The sequence below is a fragment of the Kurthia populi genome (assembly GCF_042686175.1).
Taxonomy (GTDB): Bacteria; Bacillota; Bacilli; order Bacillales_A; family Planococcaceae; genus Kurthia; species Kurthia populi.
This window is the reverse complement of record NZ_JBHUOR010000142.1, coordinates 54,158-72,192: the sequence shown is the minus strand read 5'-3', so window position 1 is coordinate 72,192 and position 18,035 is coordinate 54,158. Positions and strand designations below refer to the sequence as shown.

Here is an 18,035-nt window from a genome sequence, read left to right as displayed (position 1 = left end):
CTCAAAATAAAAAAACCTTCTAGTCATCAGAAGGTTTTTTCTGTTTATTATTCAAGTCCTGCGCCATCTTCGCATTCATTCGCTTTTCAGCATATTTACCGCCGCCCCACATAATCAAAATGACGAGCACGACAATAATCGAGCGTTCGGGCTGCGTAATTAACGCACGTAAATCCGAACCAATCCAGCTAATAACAAGGAGCTGGATGATTTTTGCTAACAAAATCGTAACGAAATAATGCTTCTTTTTTAATTTTGATAAGCCGGCCACAACATTGACAATAGACGTTGGTGTAAACGGAAAGCATAGCAACACAAAAAGCGGTGTAAAGCCATGATATTCCACCCATTTAATAAGTTTTGTAACGGCTTTACGCTCTGTAATAAAACGAAAAACCTTGGCGTGACCAAATCGTCTTACAAGTAAGAAAACGCAGTACGCTCCGGCTACAGAACCTGTCCAAGATAATAAAAAGCCCATCCACATACCATATGCAGACGCATTTGCGACGACAAATGCCGCAAGTGGTAGTACCGGTAAAAATGCTTCAAAAAATGGCAATAAGAATGCCAGCAGCATCCCGATAAGTTGATGTTGCTGGGCAACGGCTTGAAAATTTTCTACAGTCAACCACGCTGGCATAGCCTTGCCCCCTTCGTACATAACCTCTAATCATAGAGCGTTTTACATCGTTAAAAGTTTCTACATTGTTTATTTTATTATAGCGGGAATCCTTCTTTATTTTCAAAAAATAGAGGTGATTCCATAAAAAAAGAAAGGCGTTGGAATAGCCTCTCCACCGGTATTATTTCAGCACAATTAAGCCAATTCGGAAATGATCATGGCGGAAAATAACATGCTGACGAATACGAATTTCATTTTGCGCATCTAGCACTTCAATAAGACAATGTGCCGCATTGATTTGCAATGCCTCATAAAGCTCCGTCTCTGTTTTTACAGGTATGCCATTGACGCGGCGAATAATTTCACCGACCTCGATGCCCATCGCTTCAGCTGGTGACTCTGGTAAGACAGCTGCAACTACAACGCCTGCATCTTGAGGCGTCACCGCAAATTGCCCTTTACGCTCACGTACAGAATAAATAATCGAAATTAACGCGCGACCAACAAATGCGACCGCAACTGCCGCAATGCCCATAATCGGGAAGAAAATTGCCAAAATCGCTTCAATCAATACGAGTACACCAAGCAACTGAATCGTCGCACCGACTTGCGGATAAAAAGCCTTCGCAAGCATTTTACGGGCACGTTGCTGGAAGCCAATAACGACTGGGAATAACACAAGTCCATACGTTTCGCCACCTAATGACAGTTGTGGCCAAAACGGGGCCCAGTCTGGAATCGCGCCACCCGGAATAAAGAATACGACAGGTAAAATCCAAATACGCTTCGATAAATACGTCACTGCACGCAAGCCACGTGCTGTCGTTTGTAGACGAGGCGACGCATTATTCGCTGCATATTTTCGTACAAGCTGCCCTTCAATCAGCAATACAAGTGCGATAATCAGTGGCACTGAAATCAATAAATTTTTATGCATCACTGTCGCATCAAATTGCCAGCCCAAAATCGACCATGACCAATCGTACATATACGTTAGCCAAATCGCGGTAAATGCGACCGCAAAGCCGTATGCCGCAGATGCTAAATGATAATAAAATGAAATAACACCGACTAGCATCACAAGCGTTACAAGCACTATGTATTCAACCGGTAAAACGATGCCTACGATGATACTAATGAGTGAGAAAATGAGCGCCATTGCCCATCCTTCTTTTAATAAATAAACAGCCTCATACATGCCCCAGTGAATACGTCGATTAAACGATTTTCGTTCATTAATCACACGACGATACCCAATAAGGATACAAAATAAAATCGCCACATACAGTAGCGGATTCATGAAGAGTCTGCCGATACCTTTTGCTATCTCCACAACGATATCCAGTGTGATTCACCTCGCCTTAATGTAAATTATTAACTGTTTCTATTGTAACAAAGTGAACCTCTTTAGGCGAACGAACTTAGCGCATTTCGTTAAATATCTGTTGTAATTGCGCTGAACTTACGCCACCTTCAACTTTTTTATGAATGATTCCGTCCGCATCAATGAAATATGACGTTGGAACCGCTGCGATTTGGTACACTTTACTTACTTCATCCATCGCATCTAGCACCGTCTTAAATGGCATCTCATATTTTTCAACAAATGCTTCCACTGGTGCGCTCCCAGTCTCTGTTGACGTTAAATTAACCGATAAAATCTCGATACCTTCTTTTTGATGTGCCTTATAGTAAGCGACCATATACGGCGTTTCCTTGATACATGGTGGACACCACGTCGCCCAAAAATTCACGAGCACGCGTTTCCCTTCGTAATCACTTAAGTTCACCACATCCCCTTCTAGCGTACGCAGTTCAAAATCTGGCGCCTTATCGCCGATTTTAATGCCCTCTGCTACAGAAGGTTCTTTCATCCAAGTAGTATAGATCGTCACGCCAATTAATAGCGCAACAAGTGCCACCCCTAGCCATTTTTTCATGTTCCCACATCCTTTCCATTATCTTAACATGCAAAAAGGGAATGCCCTATACTAGACATTCCCTCTTTTCGCTTATTTCACAGCTAAATATTTTCGGATAGACATTGCACTTCCAAATATCCCAATAACGACGCCCATCGCTAATAAAATGACACTTAGACGCAGCAGGAAATTCGTTGGTTCAAGGAAGCTAAATACTTCATTTTGCACGATAGGTGACAGTCGCTCATAAAGACTCATATAGCCGGCAGCTACGGCGATGATCGGCAGCACGGCACCGAATAAGCCCAGCCACATTCCCTCTAGCATAAACGGCACACGCACATAATTATTTGTTGCGCCGACAAGCTTCATAATTTCAATTTCGTGCTGACGCGCAGCAATCGTTAGCTTAATGGTATTTGAAATTAAAAATACCGCCATCAAGACTAATGCAACGATAAATACGAGCCCAATCGTTCGTGTTGTATCGACCATTTGAAAGAACTTATCTATCTTCCCTTTTCCGTATAAGACTTCAGATGTCCCTTTTAGCGCATCAATTTGACGGGCCACATCCGCTGTCTTTTGCGGCTCTGTCGCTTTGACATAGAGCACATTATGTAATGGATTTTCTTGGTCCACTAAGCTTAAATCTTCACCAAAATCATCGACTACTTTTTGTAATTCATCCTCCTTGGATGAATAGCGCACCTCCGCAACATCTGGTAGCTTCTTAACCTTTTGCGCGAGCGCGAGTGCCTTCGTTTCCTTCATTGTCGTATCAATGAGCACTTTCACTTCAACATCCTTTTCAAAATCAGAAGCGATTTTATTAACGTTTAAAATCAGCGCTACAAAGCCACCAACAAGGAGCAGCGTCACCGTTACAGCCCCAACAGAAGCGAGCGACATCCAGCGATTACGCCAAATGGATGTAAAGCTATCTCGTAGATGACGAATCCATGTTTTAATAGCCATTATAGTCACCTCCAGCTCGGTCACTGACGATGCGCCCTTTTTCAATGCGAACGACACGATGACGCATGCCGTCGACCACTTCACGATTATGCGTCGCCATAATAACCGTCGTGCCCTGCGCATTAATCGCTTCAAGCACCTTCATGACCTCCCACGTTGTCGTCGGGTCCAAATTTCCCGTTGGCTCATCCGCTATAACAATTTTCGGTTGATTGACGATGGCCCTAGCAATCGCGACACGCTGCTGCTCGCCACCCGACAATTCATGTGGAAAACGCTTTGCCTTCGTCGCAAGACCAACGAGCTTTAGCACCTCCGTAACACGTTGCTTAATAAACTTTTGATCCTTTTCAATAACTTCAAGCGCATAGGCCACATTTTCATAGACGCTTTTTTTCGGCAATAGCTTATAATCTTGAAAAACTACGCCAAGCTGTCGACGTAAAAAAGGTACCTTACGTGCAGATAACTTTGTCACGTCTACTTGATTAACGAGCACCTTCCCGGCCGATGCGCGCTCCTCTGCATATAACATTTTTATAAATGTCGATTTCCCTGCGCCACTTGGACCGACCACATAAACAAATTCGCCTTGTGCAATCGACACATTTAAGCCCTGTAGCGCCTTACTGCCACCAGGATATTTTTTGAAAACCTGCTTCATTTCAATCATTGTGTCGCCTCACCTTTATACTATTCTCTGCTAGTTATAATACCACATATTAAGACGTTCGCATCCTGTAAAATGGCATAAAAAAAGGAGGCTAGCGCATTCGCTAAACCTCCGAAAATATTTATTTATAGAGCATAGCGTACGACTACAGTGCCAGTACGTGCTTCTGCTTCTAATACAAGTGGTGCATTGTCATCCACTTTTTTCTCAAAGCGTACAGATTTCGATAAAAATTGCTCCTGTGATTGCAATAGTTCGACATCGTGTAGCTGTACATCGATTTTACCGAAGTTTGAGCTCGCCTCACCACGAATGCCAACCGTATCAGGCACTTGGACTTCAATTGTACCGGCCGTTGTTTGCGCTTTAATTTTTTCAGCATGTGGATCCGTTGTTTTTACTTTAATCGTCCCGTTCGCAGAATGCGCTTCGATTTCGCGGAATGCGCCGTCAATTGATACAAGGCCATTAATCGTTTCCGCATCAACCTCTGTTGCTGCTACCCCTCGAATTTCGATGGCACCATTTGATGTTTCAGCATCAATTTTGCGGAATGTTGCGCGTTCTACATTGATTTTGCCATTCATCGTTTGTACATCTAATTCATCTGCATTAATATTCGCTAGCGTAAAGCCGCCGTTAAATAGCTCTGCATGAATTTTTTGATATGTTGCTGCTGGTAAATAAAGCGTTGTATTCACATGGAAGCCGCGGTTATCACTTGTAATGCGGATGGTACCATTGTCATTTTCAGCAGTGAATTTCTTTAAGAATTCTTCCTCTACCTCTTCGTTACGCACCATAAATGTCGGAGAGACAGCCACTTCTACATAGGCTGTGCCATTTGTAGATTGCTCAACTTGCACATGGCCATTTGGAATTTTCACGCTAATGTCTTGAATATGGCCTGCACCTAAATCAAAACGATGCGTGAAGCTACGTTTCTCACCTGTCAAATCCATGTCGCGTACTTTTGAAAATGTATTCGTTAAAATATCCATAAATTTCGTACTAAATTGTGAAAAGTCTTGCTTCAAATCATCAATAAATTCTTTGTCGGTCTTTTCATCAAAGTTTTTTTGGTCGAAATAATCATCGCCCTTTGCTTCCTCATGCTTCGGTTGCTCTTTTGGCGCTTCTTTTTCTGTTGTATGTTGCTTGAATGGTTCTTGTGGAATGTCAGAAGTTGGTGTCGTTTGCCCTGATTTCTCGTCAGCGATTTTCTCCAGTAAATCTAGTGCTTCTGCTGCAGAGATTACACCCTTCTCAACCAAATCCAAAATGCGTTTACGTTCATCTTGCATACGAACAGCTCCTTTAAAAGTTAGTACTACTATTTACGAATCCATTAGTAAAAAGTTTCATTTCGAATGAATTTTTTTACAAAAGCAGCGATTCGCTCTGGCTGTAGCGGCACCGTATTGTCATATTCGAGAACGACATTTTGCTCAAATAGCGCCCCATCTGAATAGACCGGAAAGCGCGTGGCTACGTGCTCTGCCCAGTTCATTGCTGCATATAATGTTGGATTATGCGCCGCTAATTGGGCACGCTCCATTTCAACTGGCAAAGTTATTTCAACATGCCGTACTTTTATATCCGTATCTTCTACAATATGGGCATCACTATAATACGTCGATAGCTCAATCACGGTATCAACGCCATTTTTTTCATTATCAACGACAATTTTGCGTAGCACATCTACCGCCTTATCTGTTTCTAAACGCTTTTTCATGACCGTTTGAAAATTATGGCCATCAATTCCTTTTGCGCTGAGCACTTCATCCATCAAGCGCTCGATGGTCGCTGGTCCATTAATAAAGGCGGCATGCATCTCCTTTGCAATAGCCTTTGCGATCGTTGTTTTGCCCACACTGGCATACCCCGAAACGATTACTAACATCCTCATCACTCCAAAAAAAGAGAGCCTGTCTAACAAGCTCTCAGCATTACATTATTTATCGGCTGCTTCTGCCAATTTTGATGCCATTCGCGCACGTTCACGCGATAAAATTGGTTTTAAATACTGTCCGGTATATGAAACCTCGACCTCTGCCACCTCTTCTGGTGTCCCTGTTGCGACAATCTGACCGCCGCGGAAACCACCCTCAGGCCCTAAGTCGATAATATGGTCTACTGCTTTAATGACATCTAGATTATGCTCAATCACAAGCACGGTATCGCCATTTTCGACAAGTCGCTGCAGCACTTCGAGTAAGCGCGCAATATCGTCTACATGAAGACCTGTTGTTGGTTCATCTAAAATGTAAATCGACTTACCGGTTGAGCGCTTATGTAGCTCGGAAGCTAATTTCACACGCTGTGCCTCACCACCTGATAGCGTCGTTGCTGGCTGCCCAAGCTTCATATAGCCAAGCCCAACATCGACAAGTGTTTGCAGCTTACGTTTGATTTTCGGAATGTTTTTGAAAAATTCCGTGCCGTCCTCAATCGTCATATTAAGGACATCTGCAATGCTTTTCTCTTTATATTTCACTTCAAGTGTTTCACGGTTGTAACGCTTACCATGACATACTTCACATGGCACATAAACGTCTGGTAAGAAGTGCATTTCAATTTTAATAATGCCATCGCCCTTACAAGCCTCACAGCGCCCACCTTTCACATTAAAGCTAAAGCGACCTTTTTTATAGCCACGTACCTTTGCTTCATTTGTCGTCGCATAGACATCACGAATATCGTCAAAAACGCCTGTATACGTCGCTGGATTTGAGCGTGGTGTACGGCCAATTGGCGATTGGTCAATATCGATTACTTTCTCAAGCTGTTCAATGCCTTCAATCCCCTTTGAATGACCCGGCTTCGATTTCGCACGATTAATTTTTTGTGCCAACGTTTTGTAAAGCACTTCATTAATTAACGTACTTTTCCCAGAGCCTGAGACACCCGTTACCGCTGTAAATACACCAATTGGAATTTCAACTGTTACGTCTTTTAAGTTATTTTCGGTTGCGCCCTTAATTTTCAGCACACGCCCGTCACCCTTACGACGCTCGATAGGTAGTGGAATAAATTTATCGCCACTTAAATAACGACCCGTAATCGATTTTTTATTTTTCATGACTTCTTCAGGTGTCCCTGCCGCAATAATTTCGCCGCCGTGATCCCCTGCGCCAGGTCCGACATCAATTAAATAATCGGCCGCAAGCATCGTATCCTCATCATGCTCAACGACAATTAATGTGTTGCCGAGGTCACGCATCGATTGCAGTGTGCCAATTAAGCGCTCATTATCACGCTGATGCAGCCCAATAGAAGGCTCATCTAAAATGTAGAGAACCCCCGTTAAGCGCGAGCCAATTTGTGTAGCGAGGCGAATACGCTGCGCTTCGCCGCCTGATAAGGTCCCAGATGCACGGTTCAATGTTAAGTAATCGAGGCCGACATTATTTAAAAACGATAAGCGTTCATTAATTTCTCGGAGCACTAAGCGTGCGATTTGGAAGTCTTTTTCGGATAGTTCTAACCCATTAAAGAATGCCTGTGCTTCTTGAATCGCGTACTGCGTCACTTCTCCGATATGCTTGCCATCGATTTTCACCGCTAAAGTTTCACGTTTTAAACGATGTCCATGACAGCTTGGACATGGTAGCTCTGTCATATATTTCTCCATTTGCTCACGAATCCAATCCGAATTCGTCTCACGGAAACGACGATCGACATTCGGTAGCACACCTTCAAATGGTGCTGTTTTTTCCCGTGTATTGCCAAACTCATTCGTATAAACGAAATGAATATCCTTTTTACCTGAGCCATTTAAAATGATGTCCATTTGCTCTTTTGGTAAATCCTTCACCGGCGTATCCATATCAATATTAAACGTGTTACACACGGTTTTTAATAGCGTTGGGTAGTACGCAGAGCTCGTCGGAATCCACGGTACAATGGCATCCTCATTCAGTGATAAATCCCAGTTTGGAATGACTAAATCCTTATCGACTTTTAGCTGTGCGCCTAGACCATCACAAGTTGGACAAGCCCCAAATGGACTGTTGAATGAAAACATACGCGGCTCTAGCTCACCAATCGAAAAGCCACAAATCGGGCAGGCATGATGCTCACTAAATAATAACTCCTCAACGCCCATCACATCGACCTTCACGCGACCCTCTGCTAAGCGAAGCGCCGTTTCAAGTGAATCACTTAGGCGCGTTTCTACGCCCTCTTTCACGATGACACGGTCTACTACTGCATCAATATCATGCTTTTTATTTTTTTCAAGCTCAATGGAATCGTCTAAATCAAGCACTTCTCCGTCAATACGTACACGAACGAAGCCCTGCTTTTTCAAATCCTCTAAAATTTTCACATGCTGTCCCTTACGCCCTGACACAATCGGTGCTAATAATTGTAGTTTCGTGCGCTCTGGATATTCCATAATGCGGTCCACCATTTGCTCGACCGTTTGGGATGTGATTTCAATCCCATCATTTGGACAAATCGGCTTACCAACACGTGCAAATAATAGGCGTAAATAATCGTAAATTTCCGTTACTGTCCCGACCGTCGAACGCGGATTTTTACTCGTCGTTTTTTGGTCAATCGAAATCGCGGGTGATAAGCCCTCGATTAAATCGACATCCGGCTTATCCATTTGGCCTAAAAATTGACGTGCATAAGCAGACAGCGACTCTACATAGCGGCGCTGTCCCTCTGCATAAATCGTATCAAATGCGAGGGATGATTTCCCTGAACCTGACAACCCCGTCATGACGACTAATTGGTCGCGTGGAATTGTCACATCAATATTTTTTAAGTTATTTGCACGTGCCCCTTGCACGACAATCTCTGTATTTTTCAACGTAGTCATCCTTCCGCCTTTAGCTCTAAAATCGTATCCCGAAGCTCTGCTGCACGCTCGAAATCGAGTGCCCGTGCGGCTTCGCTCATCTCTACCTCAAGCGACGCAATTAACTCGCCGCGTTCTTTTTTCGTTAATTTTTTATTTGACATATATTTATCGACCTCTTCGGCCACTTTCGTCGCGCGAATCGCATCACGAATTTCCTTATGAATTGTCGTTGGTGTCACACCATGCTCGTCATTGTAAGCCATCTGAATCGTACGACGACGTGCTGTTTCATCCATTGCCTTTTGCATCGAATCTGTTATTTTATCTGCATACATAATGACATGTCCGTTGGAATTACGCGCTGCGCGACCAATCGTTTGGATAAGAGAGCGCTCAGAACGTAGGAAGCCCTCTTTATCAGCATCTAAAATGGCGATAAGCGACACTTCTGGAATGTCGAGCCCTTCACGTAGTAAATTAATGCCGACTAACACGTCAAACGTACCTAGTCGCAGGTCGCGAATAATCTCTGTACGCTCTAGCGTTTTAACCTCAGAGTGTAAATACTGTACTTTGATGCCCATTTCTTTTAAATAATCCGTTAAATCCTCAGACATTTTTTTCGTTAATGTCGTAATTAATACACGTTCATTTTTCGCGATACGCTCTTGAATTTCATCGATTAAATCATCAATCTGGCCTTCAATTGGACGCACTTCGATTTCTGGGTCTAGTAAGCCTGTTGGACGAATAATTTGCTGTGCCATCTCTGGTGTATGCTCTAATTCAAATGGGCCTGGCGTTGCTGAAACGAAAATCGCATTGTGAATATGCTTCTCAAATTCCTCAAAGCGTAGTGGACGGTTATCCATCGCAGATGGCAAACGGAAGCCGTGATCGACAAGCATTTTTTTACGCGCCTGGTCACCATTATACATACCTCGAATTTGCGGTAATGTAACATGACTTTCATCGACAATGAGTAAAAAATCATCTGGGAAGTAATCGAGTAATGTGTACGGCGTCGCCCCTGCCTCGCGTAATGTTAAATGACGAGAATAGTTTTCGATTCCTGAGCAAAAGCCCATTTCACGCATCATTTCCAAATCATAATTTGTACGCTGCTCAAGACGCTGTGCCTCTAATAATTTCCCTTCTTCGCGCATTGTCGCTAGCTGACCTTCAAGCTCTACCTCGATATTTTTAATCGCTTTTTGTAACTTTTCATCACGCGTAACGAAGTGAGATGCTGGGAAAATAGCGATATGCTCACGGTCGCCAAGTACTTCACCTGTCAATGCGTCAATTTCTCGAATACGGTCAATCTCGTCACCGAAAAATTCCACCCGAATGCATTGTTCATCACGTGACACCGGGAAAATCTCGATAACATCGCCGCGCACACGGAATTTCCCGCGCGAAAAATCGATATCATTGCGCTCATATTGAATGTCTACGAGCTTACGCAATAATTGATTACGCTCGATTTCCATGCCAGGGCGCAGTGATAGCACCATTTCCTTATACTCCTCTGGTGACCCTAAGCCGTAAATACACGACACCGATGCGATAATGATGACATCCTCACGTTCAAATAAAGAAGATGTGGCAGAGTGACGTAATTTATCAATCTCATCATTAATGCTCGCATCTTTTTCGATATACGTATCCGTTTGGGGCATATACGCTTCCGGCTGATAGTAGTCATAGTAACTAACAAAATACTCCACCGCATTATTTGGGAAAAACTCTTTAAACTCACTGTAAAGCTGCCCAGCTAATGTTTTATTATGCGCAATAATAAGCGTTGGCTTTTTAATTTCTTGAATAACATTCGATACAGTAAACGTCTTCCCTGTACCCGTCGCACCTAACAATGTTTGATAGCGTTTATTCTCATGAACACCTTCTACTAATTCCGCGATAGCTTGTGGCTGGTCACCACTCGGTTTATAAGGCGCTTGTAAATCAAAATCCATCGATGTCCCTCCTCGTCAAAATCTCGTACGTACAGTGTATCATATTTCTTCCGAAAAAGCCGAACATACGTTTTCAAAGCAATCAAATAAAAGCACCCATACGAGATGGATGCTTTTATTATTTATACGGACGCACGTAGCGCATTTAATTCAGTTGTTAATTGCATAAACAGTTCCTCATCACGAGCATCTAATGCGTCATCGATTTTCTGCATATAGTATTCCTCGTATTGATCTGCATGTACATGGTTTAAAAATAAATCTAAGTAAATGTCGTTCAGTAATTCCTTACCTTGCAACCCCTGGCCTAAGTGATTTGAATCGTTTGATTTAATAGAACGGTATTCCATATGTCATCACCTCTATACCTTTTTTTCATTATATACCATCTGACATTCACATTTCAACATAAAATTTCTGAATATTTCGTATAAATATAAGGTATTTTATGTAAAAAACATAAATATATAGTATTGAAAACGTTACCATTTCCCGTATATAATTGAATTAGCTCGTAGAAGGAAGGAGTTTTGCTCATAATGAATTTAAAAATTATGGAGTTACAACATTACACTGTGTCAAAAGACTTAATGTTACTCGAACCTCGTCTCTGGAAAGGTCAGCGCTGTACCGTGGTGCATGAGCGTCACCGAAAATATGTCGTGCACGCCTCTGTCAAACGTGTCGTATCCCGTGCCTGTGCGCTATACGGTACATCCATTCAGTCCTCTACTTTATTATCGAAAGAAATTACAAAAGGAACGAAAAAGCTGCCCATCGGTTTAGGTGCCGTGCAGCCGATGATTTTAATTCCAACGGCATCTCCTTCCAATAGTCACACACAATGGGTCGTCTTTGATGCCATTCAAAACTATACCCCGGCCATCTTCAATGAATGTGACATTCAGCTCTCCAACGGCGAAACACATACCCTCAATCTCTCTTATCACAGCTTACGTACACAAATTTCACATGCTCATGCCATCGACAAATACTTTCGAACGTTAAACTTTGAACAACTCAATTCGATGTACTCCCCATTATTTTACGGTGAAGTAGCGCTTCATATGCTACTGCCCGTCGACCAATGAAAAAAGGCTTGGAACCTAGTTCGTTCCAAGCCTTTTTACTACTAGTTAAGCCATTTGCATACGTAAATATGCATTAATAAATTGGTCGATGTCGCCATCCATTACCGCTTGTACATTCCCTGTCTCCACATTTGTACGATGATCTTTCACCATCGAATATGGGTGGAAGACATACGAGCGAATTTGACTTGACCAGCCAATTTCTTTTTGTTCGCCACGAATTTCATCAAGATGCTCTTGTTTTTCTTCTAGCTTCAATTGATACAATTTCGCCTGCAGCATACTCATTGCTTTCGCGCGGTTTTTAATTTGTGAGCGCTCTGCCTGACAAGAGACAACTGTATTTGTTGGAATATGTGTAATACGCACAGCTGATTCTGTTTTGTTAATATGCTGACCACCGGCACCTGATGCACGGTAAGTATCAATTTTCAAATCTTCCGTACGAATATCCACGACCACTTCATCTGTAAATTCTGGCATCACATCACATGACACGAATGACGTATGACGACGACCTGCTGAATCAAACGGCGAAATACGTACAAGACGATGCACGCCTTTTTCTGCTTTTAAATAGCCGTATGCATTATGTCCACGGATTGCGAGCGTTACAGATTTCAGTCCCGCCTCATCGCCCGGCAAATAATCCAATGTTTCCACTTTAAAATCATGCTGCTCTGCCCAGCGCGTATACATGCGCAGTAGCATCGTTCCCCAGTCCTGAGACTCTGTACCACCAGCACCTGGATGTAATTCTAAAATCGCATTATTTTTATCATATGGATCACTTAAAAGCATTTGTAGTTCAAATTCATCCACACGATTTTTGAAGGTATCAAGGGATTCACCAGCTTCAGCTAATAGCTCCTCATCTGGCTCCTCCTTTAATAATTCCAAGGTCATCTCTAACTCTTCCTGGTCAGATTCAAGTGAGTAAAATTCATTCACTACTTCCTTTAAGCCCTTTGATTCGTTAATAATAGCTTGCGCTTTTTGTTGGTCATCCCAAAAGGATGGGTCCAACATAATTTCATCCATTTCTTGAATACGGAACTCTTTGTTTTCTAAGTCAAAGAGACCCCCTAAAGTCTTCAATTTTTGTTGCAGTGGCATCTAGCGCATTTCGTATATCTGATAATTCTAGCATGTCGTTGTCCTCCCGTTTGTAAAATCACAAATAGGACTGTGATCAATGGAACTCACAGCCCTATTTCCGACGATCTCTTATTCTTCAACTGCACCGTGACAGTTTTTATATTTTTTACCGCTACCACATGGGCATAAATCATTGCGGCCGATTTCTTGTTTTTTGCGAACAGGCTGACGTTTTTTCTTTTTGCCTTGGCTTTCCTCTTTCGGATTCACCGCTTGCCCTTTCGCTACTTCTTCACGCTCTAAGTTCGAGCGAATTTCCGCTTTCATTGCGAAACGTGCAACATCTTCCTTGATTGCTTCAAGCATTAAGTTGAACATACGGAAGCCCTCTTGCTCGTATTCGTGAAGTGGATCTGTTTGCGCATACGCACGTAAATGAATCCCTTGACGTAATTGTTCCATTGCATCGATGTGGTCGATCCATTTTGAATCAATCGCGCGAAGTAAAATAACTTTTTCAAATTCACGCATACGTTCTGGTGTCATTTCCGCTTCTTTTTCGTCGTATTGCTCTTTTACAAGCGCACGTACCATGTCGATGATTTCATCTGATGTTTTACCATGTAAATCATCAATTGTCACCGAATCATCGCGTAGTAAGTTTGTATTTAAGAATGTAAGCATTGACTCGTAGTTCCAGTCATCTGGATTTTCAGCGACTGTGAATGATTGAATAGTTGATACTAATACATCATCAATCATTGATTCTACTAAGTGACGCATATCTTCTGTTTCCAATACTTCGTAGCGCTCTTTGTAAATGATTTCACGTTGTTGACGTGAGACATCATCATATTGTAATAAACGTTTACGTGCATCGAAGTTATTCCCCTCAACACGTTTTTGTGCAGATTCAACCGCTTTTGAAACCATACCTGATTGGATAGGCTGTGAATCGTCCATACCTAGACGCGTCATCATCGCTTTCATGCTGTCTGAACCGAAACGTTTCATTAAGTCATCTTCAAGTGATAGGTAGAATTGAGATACACCTGGGTCACCTTGACGACCAGCACGACCACGTAATTGGTTATCGATACGACGAGATTCATGACGCTCTGTACCTATGACAGCTAAACCGCCAAGTTCAAGTACACCCTCACCAAGCTTGATATCGGTACCACGACCAGCCATATTTGTCGCGATTGTTACCGCGCCGCGTTGGCCAGCCAGTGCAACGATTTCTGCCTCGCGCTCGTTATGTTTCGCATTTAATACTTCATGTGGAATGCCACGTTTACGAAGTAGCTCTGATAATAATTCAGATGTTTCAATGGCAACCGTACCAACAAGCACAGGTTGGCCTTTGTGATGACGCTCTGCGATTTCATTCGCCACCGAAACGAATTTCCCTTGCATTGTTGCGTAGATTAAGTCCGGACGGTCATCACGCGCAATTGGTTTATTTGTTGGAATAACGACAACATTCATATTGTAAATGTTACGGAATTCCTCTTCTTCTGTTTTCGCTGTACCTGTCATACCAGACAGTTTTTCATACATACGGAAGAAGTTTTGGAAAGTAATTGTCGCCATTGTCATTGATTCATTTTGAATATCAACGCCCTCTTTTGCCTCGATTGCTTGGTGTAAGCCATCAGAGTAACGACGTCCATTCATAATACGACCCGTGAAACCATCAACGATCATGATTTCGCCGTCTTGTACAACATAATCCACATCTAAGTGCATTGCTGCATGCGCTTTTAATGATTGGTTAATCGCATGTAATAACTGGACATGTGATAAATCGAATAAGTTATCGATATTGAAGGCACGTTCTGCTTTCTCCATACCTGCTTCAGTAAGAGCTGTCGCCTTTGTTTCAATGTCGTATGTGTAGTCGCCTTCACCGTACTCCATTTTGCCTTCTTTATTTTTTGTACCTTTTGCTTGTTTTAACGTGCGCACAAACGCATTCGATTGCTTGTAAAGTGCTGCTGATTTGTTCGCTTGTCCAGAGATGATAAGTGGTGTACGCGCTTCATCGATTAACGCTGAATCGGTTTCATCGATTACGGCATAGTAAAGTGGACGCTGTACGCGCTCTTCTTTATAAAGCACCATATTGTCACGTAAATAGTCAAAGCCCAGCTCATTATTTGTGCTGTATGTGATATCACATGCATACGCCTCGCGCTTTTCATCTTTTGACATGCTGCTTAGGTTCAAGCCGACTGTTAAGCCAAGGAACTCATACAGTGGACGCATTGTTTCCGCATCACGTTCTGCTAAGTATTCATTGACCGTTACAACGTGTACGCCTTTCCCAGTAAGCGCGTTTAAATACACAGGTAATGTCCCCGTTAACGTTTTACCTTCACCGGTTTTCATTTCTGCGATATTCCCCTCATGAAGTGTAGAACCACCCATGATTTGTACGCGGTATGGATATAAGCCTAATACGCGTTTCGCCGCTTCGCGAATATTCGCAAATGCTTCTGGACGAATTTTATCTAAGTCCTCCCCATTTGCAATACGTTGTTTATAGTCTTCTGAGTTTTGTTTTAATTGATCATCCGACATTGCTGCAAATTTGTCAGCAAGTGCCTCTACCTGATCCGCCACTTTGTTTAAGTGTTTTAGTTCACGTTTATTCGGATCAAAAATTTTATTTAAAATGCCAAGCATTTATGTTCACATCCTATATAGTCTTAATCCTCATTCTGCTACTCGATACAAAAGTAACAGATTTATTGAATTATTATCATCCTGAATTCCCTCTAAATTGTATAAATCATTATACATCGCCATATTTTATTGTAATGAAAAAATGGAATTGTAGCAATGAAAAGAGCTGATTCTTCCAAAAAATTACGAACTTTGGAAGAATCAGCTTCATTTAACCTTCTTTTTCTAAGATTTTCGCCGGACAACCGACTGCTGTACACCCCGGTGGCAGATCCGCAATCACCGCAGAGCCCGCACCAACAATCGACCACTCACCAATTTTACGATTTGGAATAATGGTACTATTTGCCCCAAGGCTAGCACCTGTTTCGACAACGACCTCGCGTGTAATCGATGCGCCCGTTGACACATGGACATAATCTTGTAACAAACTCTCATGCTCAACAACCGACTGCGAGTTCAAAATACAATGCTTGCCAATGACCGCGCCCGAGTTTACGACTGCTCCAGGCAGCACGACCGAGCCCGCGCCAATCTCACTATAATGGCTGACAACTGCCTTCGGATGAATGACAATGCCATACTTCTCATCAGGAAGCTTCAAATAATCGACGAGTTGCTTGCGCACACCATTATCGCTATAAGCTAAAATGACGCGCCGATGATCAATTTCTAACAGTCGTCCTACCTCGCTAAGCGGCCCTCTAAAAATATCACCATCCATTGACGGAATCGCATCCTTATCATCAAGAATTGCAAAAATTCGGTCACCACTCGCTTCGATACAATCACGAATCACACGCGCATGCCCACTATTACCAATTAAAATATAATCCATCACACCAACCCCCTTTTTCTACTAAATTCCCGAATCCGATAAAAAAACACATAAAAAATAGCCTAAAGCAAAAGCTTCAGGCTATTTTGAAAGGTTAAAGTTAGTTAGTTTCGATTAGACCGTATTTTCCATCTTTACGACGGTAGACGATATTTGTTTCGTCTGTCTCTGCATCTGTGAAGATGTAGAAGTCATGACCTAGTAGGTTCATTTGAAGGATTGCTTCCTCATCATCCATTGGTTTTAATGAGAATTGTTTCGTGCGGACAATTTGTAATTCGTCCTCAGCCTCTTCTACAGCAGGTGCGCCTGTTTCTGTTGCTGGTGCAGTGGCGAAGTATAGACCAACACCCTCGCGATCACGGAACTTACGATTGACTTTCGTTTTGTGTTTGCGAATTTGACGCTCTAACTTATCTACGATTGCATCGACACCGGCATATAAATCATCGTTACGTTCCTCAGCACGTAATGTTAAGCGCTTCATAGGAATCGTCACTTCGACTTTTGTACGTTTGTCGTTGTAGATTTTTAAGTTAACGTTAGCTGTTGCGTCCATATCGTTGTTAAAGTAGCGTTCTAATTTAGAAATTTTACTCTCAACGTACTCGCGAATTGCTGGAGTTACCTCAATGTTTTCACCACGAATGTTAAATGTTAGCATGTAAACTCCTCCTTTTTGAACTCCATCATGTAGAATAATTGATGGATGTCTACCTGTGACTTTATCATACAAATCAATGTTGGGTAGACGTAGCCCCCGTACTATTTACGGTTGTTATAATGCTATATTCTACAGTTCCCCTGCAAAGTCCTTCTTAAACGTTAAAATATTTAAAATATTTTTCAAAATATTTTTTAAATATAGGAAAAAGAACGCTTTTCGTGTCAAAATACGCGATTTTTCACAATCGTAATTAGGCTTTTTTCTTCTCTTTATTGTTTGCGACTTCCTGCTTACGACGCAGTTTCAAATCTTCAATAATGCTTTCTTGCATCCGATCATCAATAGTTAGACGTACGCCATATGTATACGCCCCGACACTATTAGGACGGTTCCAGACCGTCTCGCCTGACACATCAAACGTGCGCTCATGAATGACGAAACGCAGGATTAGCGTGCATTCATCCACATCCTTCGGTAAAGCGCACTCAAAGCCAATGCGCAAGCCACGCGGACTAATATCAATAATTTCCCCGTGCGCCTCTAATGCCGCATCACGGTCTGGGTGCTTCACAAGGCACACCAATTGAATTGGATAAACCAATTTATGTCGAAATGATTCCTTACGTTTATATTCCATAGTAGACGCGTTGCAAAAACCCT

The 18,035-nt window shown here is 42.4% G+C and carries 16 protein-coding genes; 1 reads left to right on the top strand and 15 read right to left on the bottom strand.

Annotation, left to right across the window (positions count from 1 at the left end; all coding sequences use genetic code 11):
• Positions 1–19 precede the first annotated feature (19 nt).
• The 10 genes from ACFSY7_RS19445 to ACFSY7_RS19400 form a co-directional block, all read right to left on the bottom strand.
• Positions 20–643, bottom strand: a complete 624-nt coding sequence (locus tag ACFSY7_RS19445) for a TVP38/TMEM64 family protein (RefSeq protein ID WP_020189226.1) — start codon at positions 641–643, stop codon at positions 20–22.
• Positions 644–806: 163 nt separating this feature from the next.
• Positions 807–1,958: a PDZ domain-containing protein gene (locus ACFSY7_RS19440; RefSeq protein ID WP_380149292.1), complete on the bottom strand. Its 1,152-nt coding sequence runs from the start codon at positions 1,956–1,958 to the stop codon at positions 807–809.
• An 88-nt stretch (positions 1,959–2,046) separates the two neighbouring features.
• Complete coding sequence (locus tag ACFSY7_RS19435; protein ID WP_380149290.1) at positions 2,047–2,565, bottom strand: redoxin domain-containing protein; 519 nt, start codon at positions 2,563–2,565, stop codon at positions 2,047–2,049.
• A gap of 72 nt (positions 2,566–2,637) precedes the next feature.
• Complete coding sequence (gene ftsX, locus ACFSY7_RS19430) at positions 2,638–3,525, bottom strand: permease-like cell division protein FtsX (RefSeq protein WP_380149288.1); 888 nt, start codon at positions 3,523–3,525, stop codon at positions 2,638–2,640.
• The gene (gene ftsE, locus ACFSY7_RS19425) at positions 3,515–4,198 is read right to left on the bottom strand and encodes a cell division ATP-binding protein FtsE (RefSeq protein ID WP_020189222.1); all 684 of its coding nucleotides are present in this window, start codon (positions 4,196–4,198) and stop codon (positions 3,515–3,517) included. The genes ftsX and ftsE overlap by 11 nt, the downstream gene beginning before the upstream one ends.
• Before the next feature lie 125 nt (positions 4,199–4,323).
• Complete coding sequence (locus ACFSY7_RS19420; RefSeq protein WP_380149286.1) at positions 4,324–5,502, bottom strand: DUF4097 family beta strand repeat-containing protein; 1,179 nt, start codon at positions 5,500–5,502, stop codon at positions 4,324–4,326.
• A gap of 44 nt (positions 5,503–5,546) precedes the next feature.
• On the bottom strand, positions 5,547–6,101 hold the full coding sequence (locus ACFSY7_RS19415) for a hypothetical protein (protein WP_380149284.1): 555 nt from the start codon (positions 6,099–6,101) through the stop codon (positions 5,547–5,549).
• 51 nt (positions 6,102–6,152) lie between these two features.
• The gene (uvrA, locus tag ACFSY7_RS19410; RefSeq protein ID WP_380149329.1) at positions 6,153–9,020 is read right to left on the bottom strand and encodes an excinuclease ABC subunit UvrA; all 2,868 of its coding nucleotides are present in this window, start codon (positions 9,018–9,020) and stop codon (positions 6,153–6,155) included.
• A 5-nt stretch (positions 9,021–9,025) separates the two neighbouring features.
• Positions 9,026–10,990 (bottom strand): excinuclease ABC subunit UvrB, encoded by a 1,965-nt coding sequence (gene uvrB, locus ACFSY7_RS19405; protein ID WP_020189218.1) that lies wholly within the window; start codon positions 10,988–10,990, stop codon positions 9,026–9,028.
• Between the two features lie 122 nt (positions 10,991–11,112).
• A complete protein-coding gene (locus tag ACFSY7_RS19400) occupies positions 11,113–11,340 on the bottom strand; it encodes an IDEAL domain-containing protein (RefSeq protein ID WP_020189217.1) in 228 nt (75 codons plus the stop codon).
• 189 nt (positions 11,341–11,529) lie between these two features.
• Between ACFSY7_RS19400 and ACFSY7_RS19395 the strand changes: the two genes are divergently transcribed.
• Entirely contained in the window at positions 11,530–12,081 is a 552-nt protein-coding gene (locus ACFSY7_RS19395; RefSeq protein ID WP_020189216.1) for a competence protein ComK, read from the top strand.
• 45 nt (positions 12,082–12,126) lie between these two features.
• On the opposite strand, the gene prfB is transcribed toward ACFSY7_RS19395, so the two are convergent.
• The 5 genes from prfB to ACFSY7_RS19370 all read right to left on the bottom strand — a co-directional run bounded on the left by prfB (position 12,127) and on the right by ACFSY7_RS19370 (position 18,012).
• Positions 12,127–13,231, bottom strand: a protein-coding gene (prfB, locus tag ACFSY7_RS19390) for a peptide chain release factor 2 (protein ID WP_380149282.1) whose coding sequence is annotated in 2 segments (ribosomal slippage) — positions 12,127–13,155 and positions 13,157–13,231 — 1,104 coding nt in all. Because the reading frame shifts where the segments join, the coding sequence is not laid out codon by codon here.
• 77 nt (positions 13,232–13,308) lie between these two features.
• Positions 13,309–15,870: a preprotein translocase subunit SecA gene (secA, locus tag ACFSY7_RS19385; protein WP_380149281.1), complete on the bottom strand. Its 2,562-nt coding sequence runs from the start codon at positions 15,868–15,870 to the stop codon at positions 13,309–13,311.
• Positions 15,871–16,081: 211 nt separating this feature from the next.
• On the bottom strand, positions 16,082–16,708 hold the full coding sequence (locus ACFSY7_RS19380; protein WP_380149280.1) for an acetyltransferase: 627 nt from the start codon (positions 16,706–16,708) through the stop codon (positions 16,082–16,084).
• A 100-nt stretch (positions 16,709–16,808) separates the two neighbouring features.
• Complete coding sequence (hpf, locus tag ACFSY7_RS19375; RefSeq protein WP_020189212.1) at positions 16,809–17,372, bottom strand: ribosome hibernation-promoting factor, HPF/YfiA family; 564 nt, start codon at positions 17,370–17,372, stop codon at positions 16,809–16,811.
• Positions 17,373–17,625: 253 nt separating this feature from the next.
• Positions 17,626–18,012, bottom strand: coding sequence for a PilZ domain-containing protein (locus tag ACFSY7_RS19370; RefSeq protein ID WP_380149278.1), 387 nt, complete (start codon positions 18,010–18,012; stop codon positions 17,626–17,628).
• Positions 18,013–18,035 lie beyond the last annotated feature (23 nt).